Genomic DNA, 15788 nt, shown 5'->3' with positions numbered 1-15788 from the left:
CGAGCTGTGGAGGTCTTCATGATCAAGCGAAGCAGGCTCTTCGGCAACAAGACCCGGGTGACCTTCTGCCTGCCCGCCGACAACCCGGCCGGCACGGTCAGCGTGGTCGGCACCTTCAACGGGTGGACGCCCGGAGAGCACGAGCTGAAGCTGCGCCGGGACGGGACGCGCACGGTCAGCGTGCCGCTCCCGCCGGGTCACTATTCGTTCCGCTACCTGGCCTCGGACGGCGTCTGGATGGACGACGACCACGCCGACTCGGTCGGGCCGCACGGCAGCGAGCTGCGTCTCTAGGCTTAATCCGAAAAAGCCGGAAAAACCCTCACTTATGGCTAGTCTGGGGCCATGACCACGTACGAGGCCTCGGATCTGCAGAAGCGCATCGCCCGGTACGAGACCGCACTGGACGAGTTGCGGGCGGCGCATCAGGACGTCCGGAACATCCTGCACGATCAGGTGCTTTACGAGCGCTGGCAGCTGGTCGGCGCCGACCTCGGGTTCGTCGCGCCGGCACAGGCGCCGCCGGACCAGCCGCGGATGGCCGAAGCCTGGGCCGGGTGAGCACTCCGCCGTCGTCGCCCCCGCTGCCACCGGGGTGACGCCGGCGGAGCCACCTGTAGGTTTGCTGCCATGGCTGTCGACACCCAGTACGAGGACCTCCTGCGCCGCGTCCTCACCACCGGCACTCCGAAGACCGACCGGACCGGCACCGGCACGGTGAGCCTGTTCGGCGAGCGCCTGCGGTACGACCTCTCGGCGGGCTTCCCGCTGATCACGACCAAGCGGGTGCACTTCAAGTCGATCGCGGTCGAGCTGCTCTGGTTCCTGCGCGGCGACAGTAACACCGGCTGGCTGCGCGAGCAGGGCGTCACCATCTGGGACGAGTGGGCCGACGCCGACGGCGAGCTCGGTCCGGTCTACGGCGTGCAGTGGCGTTCCTGGCCCACGCCCGACGGCGGCCACGTCGACCAGATCTCCGGCGTGCTCGACACCCTGCGCAAGGACCCGGACTCCCGCCGCATGATCGTCTCGGCCTGGAACGTCTCCGACCTGCCGCGCATGGCGCTCGCACCATGCCACGCGATGTTCCAGTTCTACGTGGCCGACGGCCGGCTCTCCTGCCAGCTCTACCAGCGCAGCGCCGACCTCTTCCTCGGCGTGCCGTTCAACATCGCCAGCTACGCGCTGCTCACCCGCATGGTGGCCGATCAGGTCGGCCTCGTGCCCGGTGACTTCATCTGGGTCGGCGGCGACACCCACATCTACAACAACCACGTCGATCAGGTACGCGAGCAGCTGTCGCGTACGGCGTACGAGTTCCCGAAGCTCGAGATCGCCCCCGCCGCCTCGCTGTTCGACTACTCCTACGAGGACTTCACGCTCGTCGGCTACCAGCACCACCCCGCCCTGAAGGCGCCGGTGGCCGTGTGACCGTGCACATGATCTGGGCCGAGGCGCACGACCGCGTGATCGGCCTCCGCGGTGACATCCCGTGGAAGCTGCCGGGGGAGCAGTCCCTCTTCAAGGAACGCACCACCGGCGCGACCGTGGTGATGGGCCGGGCCACGTGGGAGTCGCTGCCGCGGCGGCCGCTGCCCGGGCGCCGCAACGTCGTCCTCTCCCGTGATCTCTCCTGGCGGTCGCCCGGCGCCGAGGTGATCCACAGCCTCGACGAGGTGCCCGGCGGCGAAGTGTGGATCATAGGCGGCGCCGCGATCTATGCGGCATTTCTCCCGAAAGCCGACCACATCGTGCGTACCCGTATAGATCTGGACGTGGAGGGGGACACGCGCGCGCCGCTGCTGGGCGACGAGTGGGTCGTCTCCGCCGATTCGGGCTGGATCACCGCCCCGAACGGCCTGCGCTACGTCGTGGAGGACCTCCTCCCGGCCCGCTAGGGGGAGTCATGGTCACCGTCTCGGTCGTCACGCCGATGTACGACGAGGCGGCGGCCGTCGACGGGTTCGCGGCCCGGCTGCGGCCGGTCCTGGACGAGCTCGGCCTGCCCTACGAGGTCGTGGCGGTCGACGACGGCAGCCGCGACGCGACCGTGGCCCGGCTGCTCGCCCTGCGCGCCACCTGGCCGTCGCTGCGGGTCGTGGCGCTGCGGCGCAACGCCGGGCACCAGGCCGCGCTGGCGGCCGGGCTGCGGGCGGCGCGCGGCGACTACGTGGTCACGATCGACGCCGACCTCCAGGACCCGCCGGAGGTGATCGCCCCGATGGTGTCCACGGCGGTGAGCCGGGGCGTCGACGTGGTCTACGGCGTGCGGGCCGACCGGCGGGCGGACTCGGGCTTCAAGCGCCGCACGGCCGGGCTGTACTACTGGCTGATGCGCCGGCTGGCCGGCGACTTCGTCGGCGGTCAGGCCGGCGACTTCCGGCTGATGAGCCGGGCCGTGGTCGACGTGCTCAACGGCCTGCCCGAGCAGCGGCCGGTCTACCGCCTGGTGGTGCCGTCGCTGGGCTTCCCGAGCGCCGCGGTCGAGTACGCCCGGGCGGCCCGCGTGGCCGGCCGCACCAAGTACCCGCTCGGCAAGATGATCAGGCTGACCGTGGACAGCGTGACCAGCTTCTCGGCGGCGCCGCTGCGGGTGGCCACCTGGCTCGGTCTGGTCAGCTTCGTGGCGTGTCTCGCGCTGATCGTCGGCGGCCTGCTCGCGTGGTCGCTGGGCGGCACCGTACCGGGGTGGACGTCGCTCTACATCGCGGTGTTGCTGCTGGGCGGCATCCAGCTGATCTGCCTGGGTCTGCTCGGCGAATACGTCGGCCGCATCTACGCCGCCACCCAGAACCGCCCGGCCTTCCTGGTCGCCTTCGACACCGGCGGCGACGTCACCGAGGGAACCGCGCCGGCCTCGTCGGAAGCCGGCGCTGACACCGGGACCAGGGCCGCTTAGGCCTTGGGGTCGAGCCTGATCGACAGGCTGTTCACGCAGTGCCGGGTGTTCTTCGCGGTCATGTGCTCACCGCGGAAGACGTGACCCAGATGCGAGTCGCAGCGGGCGCACCGGAGACCCGGTGCGGACCATGCCGTGGCTGTGATCGTCGATCTCCTTGACCGCGCCGGGGATGGCGTCGTCGAAGGACGGCCAGCCGCAGTGCGAGTCGAACTTGTAGTCACTCGGGTAGAGCTCCGCACCGCACGCGCGGCACGCGTACATGCCCTCGGTCTTGGTGTCGACGTACTCGCCGGACCACGGCGCCTCGGTGCCGGCCTGGCGCAGTACCCGGAACTCGGCCGGGGTCAGACGGACCCGCCACTCGTCCTCGGTGGTGGGCAGGATGGTGTCGTTTGTTGCCATGCTCCAAATCTACGTCGGTGAGCGCCGACGCACCCTGAGTGCGGCCGTTGCCGTCACCACATCCGTTTGACCCGACATGGAAGATGCATCGCCCGCTACGTTCCGGCCCACCTGTCAGCAGGCTCTCGGCCGCGGCCTCTACCTCGGCGCGCTGGTCTCGGCGGTGGGCATCACCGCCGCCGTGCTCGCCGCGGCCGTTCTGGCCTGGGTCGACGCCGAGGCGCCGCCGCCCTGGCTGTGGCCGCTGCTGATCGTCGGGCCGCTCGGGCTCGGCGCGGTGACCGGGCTGCTGGTCGGGCGATGCACCGGCACCGAGTTCTGCCCGGGCGGCATCCGCACGCGATCGCTCTTCGCCCGCGGCCTCGCGCCCTGGCACCGGGTCGTGGACATGCGAGCCGAGCGGCGGGGTGGCCGGACGGTGGTGTCCGTCTATCTGGACTCGGGCGCGAGTGTGCAGCTCAACGCCCCGTACAGCGGTGGCCTGCTGACCGCCGACCCGCAGTTCGAGGTAAAAATGTTCGCTTTGTCCTATATATGGCGGAGTCACCGTTTCGGTGGTCTTCCGGGATGATGACCCGCCGAGGGGCATTAACGGGTAAATCGGGCAATTGCCGCTATGCTGCCCTGCGGACCTGGAAATACCGCAACAGAACGGAAAACTCCTCATGAGTGCAACTCGCCGAATTCTCGTCGCCGGACTGCCCGCGGCAGCCGCTCTGGTCTTCGCCGGCGCGCCGGCCCTGGCCGCGCAGAGCCACGGTGTCCGGCCGGTCGCGGCGGCGTCCCCGTGCGCCGCCGACCAGCGCGACAAATGTGACTACGGCGCTGCCGGCGCCGGCGACACCGCCCCGGCCACGACGGCGGCCACCACCGCTCCGGCGTCGGGTCAGGGCCAGCACACCCGCGGCCACGGCGGCTACGGCACGCCGACCACCCCGGCAACCACCCCGGCGACCACCCAGCCGTCGAGCCCGGCCCCGGCCACCACCACGCCGACCGCGCACGTGGACACGGTTCCGCCGGTCAGCCCGAGCGTCCAGGGCGCCATCACGCCGTCGCCGACCACCAGCACCGGTGGCGGGGTCAGCGCCGGTCACGCCCTTCCGGTGACGGGTGCCCCGATGGGTGCCGTCATGTCGCTGGGCGGTCTGATGGTGGCGGGCGGCGCGGCCGCCGTCTGGTACACCCGTCGCCGTCGCGCGGCCTGATCCAGTCCGATTTATCGGCATAAAAACGGCGTGGTCGTCCGGGCTTACCGGGCGGCCACGCTGTTTTTGGGTCGCCGCCCCGCATAGGGTCGACGCATGCCGAAAGCCGCAGCGGAAGAACACGAGATCGCCGGCCACACCGTCCGGCTGAGCAGTCCCGACAAGCTGGTCTTCCCGAGCAAGGGCTACACCAAGCGCGACGTCTTCGAGTACTACCTCTCGGTCGGCGACGGCATCCTGCGCGCGCTGAAGGACCGGCCGACCACGCTGCAGCGCTTCCCCGACGGCATCGAGGGCGAGGCGTTCTACCAGAAGCGGATGGCGACCCGGGGCGTCCCCGACTGGGTTCAGTCGGCGCGGATCACCTTCCCCAGCGGCCGCCCCGCCGACGAGCTGTGCCCGGCCGACCTCGCGCACGTGGCCTGGGCCGCCCAGATGGGCACGATCGTCTTCCACCCCTGGCCGGTCCGGCGCGCGCACGTCGACAACCCCGACGAGCTGCGCATCGACCTCGACCCGCACGCCGGCACCGGGTTCGCCGAGGTGGTGGCGACCGCGAACGTGGTCCGCGAGGTACTGGCCGACCTCGGCTGGACCGGCTATCCGAAGACCTCCGGCGGGCGCGGGGTGCACGTCTACCTCCGGATCGCGCCGCATTGGTCGTTCGTGCAGGTGCGGCGGGCGGCGATCGCGCTGGCCCGGGAGGTCGAGCGCCGCAGCCCCGACCGCATCACGACGGCCTGGTGGAAGGAGGAGCGCGGCGAGAAGGTCTTCATCGACTTCAACCAGATGGCCCGCGACCGCACGATCGCCTGCGCCTACTCGCTGCGGGCGAACGGCCGGGCCACGGTCTCGGCCCCGGTCACCTGGGACGAGCTGGCCGATGTCGAGCCGGACGACTTCGACCTGCGCACGATGCCGCCGCGGTTCGCCAAGATCGGGGACCCGCACGCCGCCATCGACGACCTGGCCCACGACATCACGCCGCTGCTGGAGTGGGTGGAGCGCGACGAGAAGAACGGCCTGGGCGACATGCCCTATCCGCCCGACCACCCGAAGATGCCCGGTGAGCCGCCGCGGGTGCAGCCGAGCAAGATGAACCACGCGAACTGGTCCTCTTAGAGCGCCTTCTTCATGCCCTCGTGGGAGGAGACGAAGCCCAGTCTCTCGTAGAAGCGGTGGGCGTCGGCGCGGCGCTTGTCGGTGGTGAGCTGGGCGAGGCGGCATCCGCGTTCCCGCCCACGACCGAGCACGTACGCCATCAGCTCGCCCCCGACGCCGCTGCCGCGCCGGTCCGAGCGCACCCGGACCGCCTCGATCGTCATCCGCCAGCCGCCGCCCCGGCTCAGCCCGGGCGTGAAGGTCAGCTGGCAGGTGGCGACGACCTCGCCCCCGTCCTCGGCCACGATCAGCTCGTTGTTCGGGTCGGCGTCGATCGCCTCGTAGGCGGCCCAGATCGCGGCGTCGACCTCCTCGGGCACCACGCCGAAGCCGCGCTCCCGGCTGATGTCGTCGTCGGCGAGCAGCTGCAGGATCGAGGGCACGTCCGCCCGGGTGGCCAGTCGGAAATCCAACGCTCGTTCCTTACCGTGTGTGCGCCGCTCGGGCACGATGTTGGCCATGCACGTCCTGCTCACGCCGTTCCGGATGATCTACCGCGGTCTGGTCTGGCTGGCCAACTCGCCGCGGACCCTGATCCTCGCCTACGCCATCTTGATCGTGGTGTGCGGCGCGCTCTACCACCACTTCGAGCGGAGCGCGTCCTTCGGCGACTCGCTGTGGTGGGCGATCGTGACCGCCTCCACCGTCGGCTACGGCGACATCTCGCCGTCGACGTGGGAGGGCCGGGTGCTCGCCGGCATTCTTATCTCGGTCATGGTGCTGGTCGTGATCCCGCTGATCACGGCGCACTTCGCCAGCAAGCTGATCGTCGATCAGGACGCCTTCCGCCACGAGGAGCAGGAAGAGCTCAAGAACAACCTCCGGCGCGTACGGGCGCTGCTCGAAGCCTTCGCCGAGCGTGAGGGTGTCACGCTGCCCGCTGGGTCCGCTTCGCCTTCGCCGTCCCCGTCCCCTTTCCCTTCCCCTTCCTCGTCCCCTTCCCATTCCCCTTCCTCGGCCCCGGGCGTCACTTCGCCGGGCAGCGCAAGCCCTCCGGCGGCACCTGCAGATCGATGAGGTAGTTGTCGACGGCCTGCACGATGCAGCGCGTGCTCGGGTAGGCGGTGTGGCCCTCGCCCTCCCAGGTCAGCACGTGTCCCACGCCCAGCATGTTCGCCAGGTCGGCGGTGTTCTCGTACGGCGTGGCCGGGTCACCGGTCGTGCCCACCACCACGATCGGCGGGGCGCCGGTGGCCGCGCCGGCCGGGTAGGGCTCGCGCTCGCCCGGCCAGAACGCGCAGGGCAGCATGCCGACCGCCAGCGACGCCCCGAACAGCGGGTATTTCGCCCGCCACTCGCCCTGCAGCTTCCGGATCTCGTCGACGCCCGGCGCATCCTTGGTGTCGGCGCAGTTCACCGCGAGGTTGGCGTCGAAGAGGTTGCTGTAGGTGCCGTTCGGTTTTCGTTCCGCGTACTGGTCGGCGAGCGTGAAGATGCCCTTGGCGTCGCCCTGCTTGAGCCGCGCCACCGCGGACGCCAGCGTCACCCAGCTCGACTCGGTGTAGAGCGATGAGATCACGGCGAGGAAGATCCAGCCCGAGGTCGCCTTGCGGCCGTCGGTGTACGGCACCGCGCTCTTGTCGGCGGCGGCCATCGCGTCGGTGACCGCCTTGCGCGCGTCCGGCGCGATCGGGCACTTCGCCGGCGTCGCCTTGCACCAGTTGCTGAAGTTGGTGAACGCCCGCTCGAAGCCCTTCGCCTGCGACTCGGAGCCCTGGACGTAGCTCTGCTTGGGGTCGACCGCGCCGTCGAGCACCATCGCCCGGATGTTGCCCGGGAACTCCTGCGCGTAGGTCGCGCCGAGCAGGGTGCCGTAGGAGAAGCCGAGGTAGGTCATCTTGCTGTCGCCGACCGCCTCGCGAATGGCGTCCATGTCCTTGGATGCCTGCACGGTCGAGAAGTTGACCAGCTCGTCGCCGTACTTGGCGCCGCACTCGGTCGCGATCTTCTTGTTCAGCGCGACGAAGCTGTCGAACGCGGCCTGGCTGACCGGGTCGGGCGCGGCGCCGAAGCTCGCGTCCTGGTCGGCGGCGCTGATGCACTTGATCGGGTCGGACCGGCCGACGCCGCGCGGATCGAAGCCGATCACGTCGAACTGGTCGGTGACGGCCGTCGGCAGGCCGCCGAGCGCCTCGCCGTAGGACAGGTAGACCGCGGTGTCGATGCCCGAGCCGCCGGGGCCGCCCGGGTTGATCAGCAGCGAGCCGATGCGGTTCTTCTGGGTCTTGGACCGGACCCGGATCAGGGCGACGTCGTACGTCTCGCCGGAGGCCTTGTCGTCCCAGTTCTTCGGCACCTGGATGGTGGCGCAGTCGTAGCTCATCCCGGCCGCACCCCGGCCGACCAGTTCCTCGGGGACGTTGTCGCAGTTGCGCCAGTCGGCGGTGCCGGCGCCGGGGCTGGGCGCGGCCGAGCCGTTGCCGGCCGGGGTGCCCTCGCCCGAGCCGTCCGGTGCGAACGTGGGCACGGTGCAGCCCGCGACGGCGAGGACCGTCGCGAGGAGGATCCCGGCGACCAGGCGGAGACGACGCGGCACGATGACGGCCTTTCGATGGCTGGGGTTGCTGGGATCGAGGCTAGCCGGTCGGTCCGACAACTTCGGTCAGCGGCTGCTCAGCACCTCGGCCAGATTGAACTGCACGGGCCGTTCCAGCTGCTCGTACGTGCACGAGTGCGGATCACGATCGGTGCGCCAGCGCTCGAACTGGGCGGTGTGCCGGAACCGGGCACCCTCCATGTAGTCGTAGCGCACCTCGACCACGCGCTCGGGCCGCAGCGGCGTGAAGGACAGGTCCTTGCCGTTGTTCCAGCGGCTGTACTCGTTCTTGCGCGGGGTGCGCTCGCCCTGCTCGTGCGCGGCCCAGTCCCAGGGGTGGCCCTCGAACGTGGTGACCAGCGGCTGGAGCTCGCGGAACAACTCTTCCCGCACGGCGACGGGGAAGGCGCCGATCACCCCGACCGAGACCAGGACGTCCCTCTCGTCGTACAGGCCGAGAAGAAGTGATCCGATGCGGTCCTCGGCGGATTTGTGCACCCGGTAGCCGGCCACCACGCAGTCGGCCGTGCGCTTGTGCTTGATCTTGGTCATCACCCGCTTGTCGGGCTGGTACGTGAGGTCCCGGCTCTTCGCGATCAAGCCGTCCAGGCCGGCGCCCTCGAACTCGGCGAACCACCGCTGCGCGGTCGGAAGATCATCGGTGGCCGGGGTGACGTGCACCGGTGGCTGCGCATCCTTCAGTACGTCGAGGAGCCGCTCCCGGCGCTCGGCGAAGGGACGCTCGCTCAGGTCCTCGTCGCCGAGCGCCAGCAGGTCGAACGCCACGAAGCTGGCCGGCGTCTGCTCGGACAGCAGCTTCACCCGGCTCGCCGCCGGATGGATGCGTTGCTGGAGCGCCTCGAAGTCGAGAGTGTTGCGCGCGGTGTCGGCCACGATCACTTCACCGTCGATCACCGCCCGCTCCGGGAAGTTGGCCAGCACGGCCCGCACCACCTCCGGGAAGTAGCGGGTCATCGGCTTCTCGTTGCGGCTGCCGATCTCCACCTCGTCGCCGTCGCGGAAGATGATCGAGCGGAAGCCGTCCCACTTGGGCTCGTAGACCTGACCCGGCGGTATCTCGGCGACGGGCTTGGCGAGCATGGGCTTGACCGGCGGATTGATCGGCAGATCCATGGCACCCAGTGTGCCGCTTCCGGTGCTTTCCGGAAGCCCCTCTTGACTCTCCCCCAAGGGGAGACTCCAAGCTCCCCGGCATGAATCTCTCGCGTCAGGGCGGCGGCTCGGGTCTGGGCGGCGGCTCTCTTCTGGGCATCGGGGAGTTCGGCCGGCTGGCCGGGCTCTCGGTCAAGGCGCTGCGTCTCTACGACGTGTCCGGCCTGCTGCCGGCCGACTCGGTGGACCCCGACAGCGGCTACCGGCGATATCGCGCCGACCAGGTCGAGCGCGCCCGCCGCATCGCCCTGCTCCGCCGGCTCGACATGCCGCTCGCGGTGGTGGCCGAGGTGCTCGACGCCGGCGACGACGAGCAGGCGCTGGTCCGGCTCGACCGGTGGTGGGTCTCCCAGGAGGCCGCCATGCAGGCCCGGCGTGGGAGCTTCGGCTGGCTGCGAGCGCAGGTCGCGGATGGTGCGGCGCTTCCCGAGCTGCGGTACGAGGTGGGTGTCCGCGACGTCCGGGACACCAAGGTCGCGGCCATCCGCACCGAGGTCTACCAGCAGTCGCTCGTCGAGGCGATCCGCCTGGCCGAGTGCGCGATCCGCTGTCACCTCGACGACGAGCGGGCGGTGCACACCCCCGAGCACTGGGTGATCTACCACGGCCCGGTCACACCCGACACCGAGGCGACGATCGAGGTCTGCGTCCCGTTCTCCGGCCGCGTCGAGCCCGAGGGCGACATCGTGATCCGGCTCGAGCCGGCGCACCGCCAGGTGTTCGCCACGGTCGCCCGCGACGACTGCTTCTACCCCCGCATCATGCGCGCCTACGAGGCCGTCGCCACCCACATCTCGGTGCACGGGCTGAGGACCGCCGGGCCCGAGCGCGAGATCTACCTGAACTACTGGGACCGCATCGGCGGCGCCGACCCGTTCGCCCACGTGGCACAACCGATCGAGGAGTGACGATGATCGACTACACCGGCCAGACCAGGTTCTCCGACCCCCGGGCACACGCGCCGCTGTTCGACCCGCTGCCCGCCGACCCGGGCGGCATCGGGGAGGTGATCCGCAACCTGGTCGTGCACTACCGCGCCGCCGGCATCGACTTCCCGCCCGACCGGCTCGCCGAGATCGACAGTCGCTGGGCCGACCGGCTGCTCGACGCCGACCGGCGGCGGTTCGACACCCCGCTGGCCGAGCCGCGCCCGCCCGAGCGGCGCATCGTCGGCTGCTGCCGCGACTTCACCCTGCTCACCGTCGCGGCTCTGCGGCACAATGGCATTCCGGCGCGCAGCCGGATCGGCTTCGCCGACTATCTCGACCCGCACTGGCACTACGACCACGTCATCACCGAGTATTGGGACGGCGCCCGCTGGGTGGCCGACGACACCCAGGTGGACGCCACCGATCTGCGGCTCACGCCGGGCGGATTCCGGCCCGCGGCCCAGGTCTGGTCGGCCTACCGGCGCGGCGAGCTCGACCCGGCGACCTTCGGCGTCGCCCCCGCCGTCGCCGGCCTGCACGGCGACTGGTTCGTCCGCAACTACGTCATCTACGAGGCGGCCCACCGCCTCGGCGACGAGCTGCTGCTTTGGGACATCTGGGGCAACGTCTCGCTCGAGCTCGGCGACGACCTCGCGCTGATCGACGAGGTGGCCGACCTGCTGCAGTCGGCCGACGCGGGCGACACCCGCGCCGAGGAGAAGCTGGCCGGCCTCTACGCCGACGACCCGCGCCTGCACCCCGGCGACCGGATCCGGTGCGTGAGCCCGCGCGGCCGCGACTACCAGGTCGACCTTCGCCAGCGCGCGGCGGTGACCACCTGACCGGCGGCGTCGGCGGGTGCTCGCGCTCGGCCGGGTGGGCGGCGCGCTGACCGCGGCGCCGGCGGGCGCTCCCGTTCGGCCGCGCTGAGCGGCGGCGCCGGCGGGTGCTCGCGTTCGGCCGGGTGGGCGGCTACCTGACCAGGAGCTCCAGGAGGCGGTCGAGCTCGGCCGCGGGGTCGGCGGCCAGGCCCATGTGGACCGGGCCGGCCCGCAGGATCGTGCTGCGTGGGGCGACCAGCCAGCGGAACCGCTCGCCCGGCTTCATCTCGGCGGCGGCGCCGGCGCCCGTGCAGGTCGCCTCCCACGACGCGAGCGCGGCGGCGATGGCGGGCACGTCGGCTTCCGGGTCGAGCGCGCGCAGCCGGTCCTCGTGCAGGTGCGTGCGGGCGGCCAGGAAGTCGGTGCGCTGGCTGTAGAGCACCACGCCGACGTTGATCAGCTCACCGCGCTCGATGCGAGGGACGGCCTGGATGACGGCATATTCGTAGGGGAGTCTCACGGCAGCCACGCCTCCGGCCGCTCGGCCCGCCGGGTCAGGTGGCTCAGGTAGGCGTCGCGGCCGCCGTCGTCCAGCCATTCCTCGGGGACCTTGTCGATCGCCTCGGCGAGCAGGGCCGGGGTCAGGCGCTCGGCGAGTGCCGGCCCTTCCGTGGCGAGCTCCGTCGCGTACGGCTTGAGCACGTGGTCGTCCCACTTGTAGGCGCGGTGCACCACCGTCTCGGCGCGCGGCCAGTTGTGGTGGAAGTAGAGGGTGGCCCCGTGGTCGATCAGCCACAGACCGTTGTGCCAGATGAGGAGGTTCGGGTTACGCCAGCTGCGGTCGACGTTCTCGACGAAGGCGTCGAAGGCGATGACCCGTGAGGCCAGCGCATGGTCGACGGCGTGCGCGACCGGGTCGTAGCCCAGGGCGCCGGGCAGGAAGTCCATGCCGAGGTTCGCCCCGGCGCTCGCTTTGATCAGCTCCTGGACCTCTTCGTCGGGCTCGGCGCGCGCGACGACCGGGTCGAGGTGCACGACCGCGAGGTCCGGCACCGGCAGCCCGAGCCGCCGGCCGAGCTCGCCCGAGATCACCTCGGCCACCAGCGCCTTGGGTCCCTGTCCCGCCCCGCGGAACTTCACCACGTACGTCCCGAGATCGTCGGCCTCGACGACGCCGGGCAGCGACCCGCCCTCCCGCAGGGGCGTGACATACCGGAGAGCGGTCACCTCACGAAGCACGACGCTCACCCTACGGCTGATGATCCGCCCCGGGCGGGCCGGTCCCCGTCGGCGTAGGGACCGGCCCACGTGCGGGCGGGGGCGGGTCAGACCGTGGTCGGGCCCGGCCGTGCGGGCGGTCAGACCGTGGTCGGGCCGCGGACATGCGGGCGGTCAGACCGTGGTCGGGCCTTGGCCGTGCGGGCGGTCAGACCGTGGTCGGGCCCTGGCGGCGGAGCTCGTCGACCTTGGTCATGGCCGATCGCAGCTCGGCGAGCCACTCCTCGGTGTGCTGACCGACCAGCTTGACGCACCAGGCCAGCGCCTCGGAGCGGGAGCGGGCCACGCCGGCGTCGACCAGCGTGTCGAGGATCTGGCGCTCGGGCTGACGCAGGCGCGTCATCACCGGAGCGGCCAGGTGGGTGAACAGCTCGTTGGTGTCGCCGCAGCGGATGCCCCACGCGACCTTCCGCTGGTAGCGGTGCTCGACCTGGCGGGCCACCCGGATGCGGTCCTCCCGGGTGTCCTCGCGGAACTGGTTGATCCGGCCGGCCTGGGCGGCCGCCTTGTCCGCCTCGGTGACGTCGGCGCCCAGATCGGGCTCGCCGATCCGGCCCCAAATGATGATCTCGTCGCGGTCGATGACCACCTCGGGCCGCTCGGTGAACCACCCGTCCGGGATCGCGCCGGTCACCCAGGCGGCGGCGTCATCGGCGTTGGGCGGCTCGGCACGGCCTCCCGGCGGTGCTGGACGAAAACGCATCTCCAACCTCCCCTAACTTCAGTGATTACAGAATTACACCGTTGCAGGGCTGACGCCATTACGTTCGCCGCGGGCGAACGAGCTCACTTGACGTTATGCAGGTAACTGCCTGCATAATGATGCCGTGCGGAGCGACATGGATCTGGTCTTCAAGGCGCTCGCCGATCCCTCCCGGCGGCGCCTGCTCGACAGCCTGCGCAAAGAGGACGGCCAGACGCTCGGGCGGCTCTGCTCGCAGCTCGACATGGCCCGGCAGTCGGCGAGCCAGCACCTGGCCGTGCTCGAGGAGGCAAACCTGATCAGCACCGTGCGTCGCAGCCGGGAGAAGCTGCACTACCTCAACCCGGTGCCGATCCACGACATCCAGCAGCGGTGGCTCGCCCCGTTCGAGCAGCCCCGGTTACGGGCGCTGGCCGCCATCAAGCAGAACGCGGAGGACGCGATGACCACCGGCAAGCCGAGCTTCGTCTACGTGACCTACATCGAGAGCACGCCCGAGAAGGTGTGGCACGCCCTGACCGACGCCGACCTGACCGCCGCCTACTGGGGGCACAGCAACGTCTCCGACTGGCAGCTCGGCTCGCGCTGGGAGCACGTGCGCACCGACGGCTCCGGCGTCGCCGACGGCGTGGGCACCGTGCTGTCCGCCATCCCGCCCACCCGGCTGGTGATCACCTTCGAGTCACCGGACGAGCAGGTCGAGGAGCCCTCGACCGTCACGTTCGACATCGAGCGGCACCACGACATCGTGCGCCTGACCGTCACCCACGAGAAGCTCGCGGGTGCCGAGGAGCTGGACGCGATCGCCCAGGGTTGGCCGGCCGTCATGGCGAACCTGAAGTCGCTGCTCGAGACCGGCCACGTGCTGCCGCAGGCCCCATGGGAGATGCACGCCGACGCCGGCCGCTGAGCGGTCAGGCGATCTGCTGCCACCAACCGTCGACGGCGGGTGGGTTGTCGACGTCTACGCGCTCGCCGGGACGCGGGATCGCCAGGCGCACGTCGCGGGCCTTGGCCTCGGCCCAGGCGCGGTCGGCCGGCTCGGACCAGTCGTGGAGGGCCAGGTTGAAGGTCGCCCAGTGGACCGGGATCATCAGGCCACCCCGTACGTCCACGTGGGTTGCCACCCCGTCCTCGGGAATCATGTGAATGTCGGGCCAGGCGTCACCGTACGCGCCGACCTGCACCAGCGTGACGTCGAACGGGCCGTGCTCCTCGCCGATCTCGGCGAAGCCGGGGAAATAGCCGGTGTCGCCGGAGTAGAAGGCCTTGCGGGTGGGCCCGTTGATCACCCAGCTGGTCCAGAGCGTCTCGTCGCGGGAGAAGCCGCGGCCGGAGAAGTGGCGGGCCGCCGTCGCGATGAACTCCAGGCCGCCGACCTTTGCCCGCTCGTTCCAATCCAGCTCGATGATGCGGGTGGGCGGCACGCCCCAGCGCTCGAGGTGCGCGCCGACGCCCAGCGGCACCAGGAAGGGCGCGGCCTGCAGGTCGACCAGGTTCTGGATGGTCTCCATGTCCAGGTGGTCGTAGTGGTCGTGGGAGATCAGCACGGCGTCGAGCGGCGGCAGGTCGCGCAGGGCCACCGGCGGCTCGTGCAGGCGCTTGGGGCCGGAGAGGCGGCTGGGGGAGCAGCGCTCGCTCCACACCGGGTCGAGCAGCACCCGGCGGCCCTCGATCTCGACCAGCGCCGAGGAGTGGCCGTACCAGGTGACGTGCAGGCCTTCGGCGTCCAGGCCGGGGGCGGGCGTGACCAGGGGGATCGGCTGGTGCGGGTGGCGGGCCTCGCGGTCGCGCATCGCGGCTAGCGCGAGCCGGGGCATCGAGGCGGGCGTGACCTCGGTGGCGGGGACGGTGTTGCGGAACTTGCCGCCGGAGAACTGCGGGGAGGCCAGCATGCGGGCCAGGCGGTCGCCCTTGGCCTTGGCACCCATCTGACGCGGGATGTCCCGCGCGATCCACGCCGCCGCGGCGCCCACTGCCAGCGCGACCAATGCTCCGGTACGTCCTCGCTTCGCCATCAGACCAGTTTGACGAACGAACCACGGGTACGGCCAGCGAGCCGCTGACGATCTAGACTGCGCGGCCGTGACTATCGACACCCTTCAGATCCAGCAACAGCTCATAGTCCGCCAGCGGATTCGCATGACGGTCAACCAGTACGAGATCCACGCGGTCTCCCCGGACGGGCAGGAAGCGGGCATTCTCGCCTTCGCTCAGCAGAAGCGGATGGCGTTCAAGGAGCAGGTCACGCTCTACACCGACGACACCAAGCAGAAGCCGGTGCTGGGCTTCAAGGCCCGCCAGGTGCTCGACCTGGGCGCCACCTACGACGTGACCGACGAGTTCGGCTCGGCGATCGGGCTCTTCCGGAAGAACTTCAAGGAGTCCCTGCTCCGGTCGACCTGGCACCTCGAGCAGCCCGGGTACGCCGACATGGTCGGGCGCGAGACGAACATGACCGTCGCGATCCTCCGGCGTTTCATCGACTCGCTGTCCTGGCTCCCGTACCACTTCGAGTTCCTGATCGGGGATCGCCCGGCGTTCTCGGTCGTCAAGAAGTGGGGCCTGCGGGACCGGTACCTGGTGACGATCCACGACCCGCAGATCGACCGCCGCCTGGTCACCGCCATGGCCGTCGCGCTGGATGCGCTGCAGGCCCGGTAACCTTGCCTCGC

At 70.7% G+C, this 15788-nt stretch carries 20 protein-coding genes and 1 pseudogene; 13 read left to right on the top strand and 8 right to left on the bottom strand.

The features are described 5' to 3' along the window. The first annotated feature begins 18 nt into the window (after window positions 1–18). From ACQP2F_RS38735 to ACQP2F_RS38715, 5 genes are all read left to right on the top strand, one after another. Window positions 19–294 (top strand): isoamylase early set domain-containing protein, encoded by a 276-nt coding sequence (locus tag ACQP2F_RS38735; protein ID WP_433296568.1) that lies wholly within the window; start codon window positions 19–21, stop codon window positions 292–294. A 51-nt stretch (window positions 295–345) separates the two neighbouring features. Beyond that, window positions 346–561, top strand: a complete 216-nt coding sequence (locus ACQP2F_RS38730; RefSeq protein ID WP_433296566.1) for a hypothetical protein — start codon at window positions 346–348, stop codon at window positions 559–561. Between the two features lie 69 nt (window positions 562–630). After that, the gene (locus ACQP2F_RS38725) at window positions 631–1431 is read left to right on the top strand and encodes a thymidylate synthase (RefSeq protein ID WP_433296564.1); all 801 of its coding nucleotides are present in this window, start codon (window positions 631–633) and stop codon (window positions 1429–1431) included. Further along, complete coding sequence (locus tag ACQP2F_RS38720; protein ID WP_433296562.1) at window positions 1428–1898, top strand: dihydrofolate reductase; 471 nt, start codon at window positions 1428–1430, stop codon at window positions 1896–1898. The genes ACQP2F_RS38725 and ACQP2F_RS38720 overlap by 4 nt, the downstream gene beginning before the upstream one ends. 8 nt (window positions 1899–1906) lie before the next feature. Next, the gene (locus tag ACQP2F_RS38715; protein ID WP_433296560.1) at window positions 1907–2899 is read left to right on the top strand and encodes a glycosyltransferase family 2 protein; all 993 of its coding nucleotides are present in this window, start codon (window positions 1907–1909) and stop codon (window positions 2897–2899) included. Here ACQP2F_RS38715 and msrB read toward each other — a convergent pair. Further along, window positions 2896–3304, bottom strand: a pseudogene (gene msrB, locus ACQP2F_RS38710) (peptide-methionine (R)-S-oxide reductase MsrB). The gene ACQP2F_RS38715 and the pseudogene msrB sit on opposite strands and share 4 nt — an antisense overlap. Before the next feature lie 76 nt (window positions 3305–3380). Here msrB and ACQP2F_RS38705 point away from each other — a divergent pair. The 3 genes from ACQP2F_RS38705 (at window position 3381) to ligD (ending at window position 5634) form a co-directional block, all read left to right on the top strand. After that, a complete protein-coding gene (locus tag ACQP2F_RS38705; protein WP_433296558.1) occupies window positions 3381–3875 on the top strand; it encodes a hypothetical protein in 495 nt (164 codons plus the stop codon). Window positions 3876–3969: 94 nt separating this feature from the next. Further along, entirely contained in the window at window positions 3970–4512 is a 543-nt protein-coding gene (locus tag ACQP2F_RS38700; protein ID WP_433296556.1) for a hypothetical protein, read from the top strand. Between the two features lie 96 nt (window positions 4513–4608). After that, complete coding sequence (ligD, locus tag ACQP2F_RS38695) at window positions 4609–5634, top strand: non-homologous end-joining DNA ligase (protein ID WP_433296554.1); 1026 nt, start codon at window positions 4609–4611, stop codon at window positions 5632–5634. Here ligD and ACQP2F_RS38690 read toward each other — a convergent pair. Continuing rightward, window positions 5631–6134, bottom strand: a complete 504-nt coding sequence (locus ACQP2F_RS38690; RefSeq protein ID WP_433296552.1) for a GNAT family N-acetyltransferase — start codon at window positions 6132–6134, stop codon at window positions 5631–5633. The two genes, ligD and ACQP2F_RS38690, sit on opposite strands and share 4 nt — an antisense overlap. Here ACQP2F_RS38690 and ACQP2F_RS38685 point away from each other — a divergent pair. After that, window positions 6133–6690: a potassium channel family protein gene (locus ACQP2F_RS38685; protein ID WP_433296549.1), complete on the top strand. Its 558-nt coding sequence runs from the start codon at window positions 6133–6135 to the stop codon at window positions 6688–6690. The genes ACQP2F_RS38690 and ACQP2F_RS38685 overlap by 2 nt on opposite strands. Here ACQP2F_RS38685 and ACQP2F_RS38680 read toward each other — a convergent pair. Both ACQP2F_RS38680 and ACQP2F_RS38675 read right to left on the bottom strand, forming a co-directional pair. After that, the gene (locus ACQP2F_RS38680) at window positions 6641–8209 is read right to left on the bottom strand and encodes an alpha/beta hydrolase (protein WP_433296546.1); all 1569 of its coding nucleotides are present in this window, start codon (window positions 8207–8209) and stop codon (window positions 6641–6643) included. The genes ACQP2F_RS38685 and ACQP2F_RS38680 overlap by 50 nt on opposite strands. Before the next feature lie 66 nt (window positions 8210–8275). After that, window positions 8276–9343, bottom strand: a complete 1068-nt coding sequence (locus ACQP2F_RS38675) for an ATP-dependent DNA ligase (RefSeq protein WP_433296544.1) — start codon at window positions 9341–9343, stop codon at window positions 8276–8278. A gap of 80 nt (window positions 9344–9423) precedes the next feature. Here ACQP2F_RS38675 and ACQP2F_RS38670 point away from each other — a divergent pair, with 80 nt between their 5' ends. Continuing rightward, window positions 9424–10290, top strand: a complete 867-nt coding sequence (locus tag ACQP2F_RS38670) for a MerR family transcriptional regulator (protein WP_433296541.1) — start codon at window positions 9424–9426, stop codon at window positions 10288–10290. A gap of 2 nt (window positions 10291–10292) precedes the next feature. Then, window positions 10293–11153 (top strand): transglutaminase domain-containing protein, encoded by an 861-nt coding sequence (locus ACQP2F_RS38665; protein WP_433296539.1) that lies wholly within the window; start codon window positions 10293–10295, stop codon window positions 11151–11153. 130 nt (window positions 11154–11283) lie between these two features. On the opposite strand, the gene ACQP2F_RS38660 is transcribed toward ACQP2F_RS38665, so the two are convergent. The 3 genes from ACQP2F_RS38660 to ACQP2F_RS38650 all read right to left on the bottom strand — a co-directional run bounded on the left by ACQP2F_RS38660 (window position 11284) and on the right by ACQP2F_RS38650 (window position 13113). Next, a complete protein-coding gene (locus tag ACQP2F_RS38660; protein WP_433296537.1) occupies window positions 11284–11652 on the bottom strand; it encodes a DUF3037 domain-containing protein in 369 nt (122 codons plus the stop codon). Continuing rightward, window positions 11649–12371, bottom strand: a complete 723-nt coding sequence (locus tag ACQP2F_RS38655) for a HipA family kinase (protein ID WP_433296535.1) — start codon at window positions 12369–12371, stop codon at window positions 11649–11651. Before ACQP2F_RS38655 ends, ACQP2F_RS38660 begins: the two co-directional genes overlap by 4 nt. A 187-nt stretch (window positions 12372–12558) precedes the next feature. Next, window positions 12559–13113 (bottom strand): hypothetical protein, encoded by a 555-nt coding sequence (locus ACQP2F_RS38650; protein ID WP_433296533.1) that lies wholly within the window; start codon window positions 13111–13113, stop codon window positions 12559–12561. A 124-nt stretch (window positions 13114–13237) separates the two neighbouring features. On the opposite strand from ACQP2F_RS38650, the gene ACQP2F_RS38645 reads away from it, so the two are divergent. Next, a complete protein-coding gene (locus ACQP2F_RS38645; protein WP_433296531.1) occupies window positions 13238–14023 on the top strand; it encodes an ArsR/SmtB family transcription factor in 786 nt (261 codons plus the stop codon). 4 nt (window positions 14024–14027) lie between these two features. Here ACQP2F_RS38645 and ACQP2F_RS38640 read toward each other — a convergent pair whose 3' ends face one another. Then, window positions 14028–15131, bottom strand: coding sequence for an MBL fold metallo-hydrolase (locus ACQP2F_RS38640; RefSeq protein ID WP_433296529.1), 1104 nt, complete (start codon window positions 15129–15131; stop codon window positions 14028–14030). Between the two features lie 124 nt (window positions 15132–15255). On the opposite strand from ACQP2F_RS38640, the gene ACQP2F_RS38635 reads away from it, so the two are divergent. Beyond that, window positions 15256–15777, top strand: coding sequence for a hypothetical protein (locus tag ACQP2F_RS38635; RefSeq protein ID WP_433307758.1), 522 nt, complete (start codon window positions 15256–15258; stop codon window positions 15775–15777). Window positions 15778–15788 lie beyond the last annotated feature (11 nt).

The organism is Actinoplanes sp. CA-030573 (assembly GCF_050951115.1).
Taxonomy (GTDB): domain Bacteria; phylum Actinomycetota; class Actinomycetes; order Mycobacteriales; family Micromonosporaceae; genus Actinoplanes.
Note: the sequence above shows the minus strand (reverse complement) of the source record. Positions and strands in the feature narration are given on the sequence as shown.

What these genes read in the sequence shown, in the direction of transcription:
- ACQP2F_RS38640 (WP_433296529.1), bottom strand. Translation starts at nt 15,131, where the DNA reads ATGGCGAAGCGAGGACGTACCGGAGCATTGGTCGCGCTGGCAGTGGGC.
- ACQP2F_RS38725 (WP_433296564.1), top strand. Translation starts at nt 631, where the DNA reads ATGGCTGTCGACACCCAGTACGAGGACCTCCTGCGCCGCGTCCTCACC.
- ACQP2F_RS38650 (WP_433296533.1), bottom strand. Translation starts at nt 13,113, where the DNA reads ATGCGTTTTCGTCCAGCACCGCCGGGAGGCCGTGCCGAGCCGCCCAAC.
- ligD (WP_433296554.1), top strand. Translation starts at nt 4,609, where the DNA reads ATGCCGAAAGCCGCAGCGGAAGAACACGAGATCGCCGGCCACACCGTC.
- ACQP2F_RS38730 (WP_433296566.1), top strand. Translation starts at nt 346, where the DNA reads ATGACCACGTACGAGGCCTCGGATCTGCAGAAGCGCATCGCCCGGTAC.
- ACQP2F_RS38665 (WP_433296539.1), top strand. Translation starts at nt 10,293, where the DNA reads ATGATCGACTACACCGGCCAGACCAGGTTCTCCGACCCCCGGGCACAC.
- ACQP2F_RS38705 (WP_433296558.1), top strand. Translation starts at nt 3,381, where the DNA reads ATGGAAGATGCATCGCCCGCTACGTTCCGGCCCACCTGTCAGCAGGCT.
- ACQP2F_RS38715 (WP_433296560.1), top strand. Translation starts at nt 1,907, where the DNA reads ATGGTCACCGTCTCGGTCGTCACGCCGATGTACGACGAGGCGGCGGCC.
- ACQP2F_RS38685 (WP_433296549.1), top strand. Translation starts at nt 6,133, where the DNA reads ATGCACGTCCTGCTCACGCCGTTCCGGATGATCTACCGCGGTCTGGTC.
- ACQP2F_RS38690 (WP_433296552.1), bottom strand. Translation starts at nt 6,134, where the DNA reads ATGGCCAACATCGTGCCCGAGCGGCGCACACACGGTAAGGAACGAGCG.
- ACQP2F_RS38635 (WP_433307758.1), top strand. Translation starts at nt 15,256, where the DNA reads ATGACGGTCAACCAGTACGAGATCCACGCGGTCTCCCCGGACGGGCAG.
- ACQP2F_RS38700 (WP_433296556.1), top strand. Translation starts at nt 3,970, where the DNA reads ATGAGTGCAACTCGCCGAATTCTCGTCGCCGGACTGCCCGCGGCAGCC.
- ACQP2F_RS38675 (WP_433296544.1), bottom strand. Translation starts at nt 9,343, where the DNA reads ATGGATCTGCCGATCAATCCGCCGGTCAAGCCCATGCTCGCCAAGCCC.
- ACQP2F_RS38670 (WP_433296541.1), top strand. Translation starts at nt 9,424, where the DNA reads ATGAATCTCTCGCGTCAGGGCGGCGGCTCGGGTCTGGGCGGCGGCTCT.
- ACQP2F_RS38735 (WP_433296568.1), top strand. Translation starts at nt 19, where the DNA reads ATGATCAAGCGAAGCAGGCTCTTCGGCAACAAGACCCGGGTGACCTTC.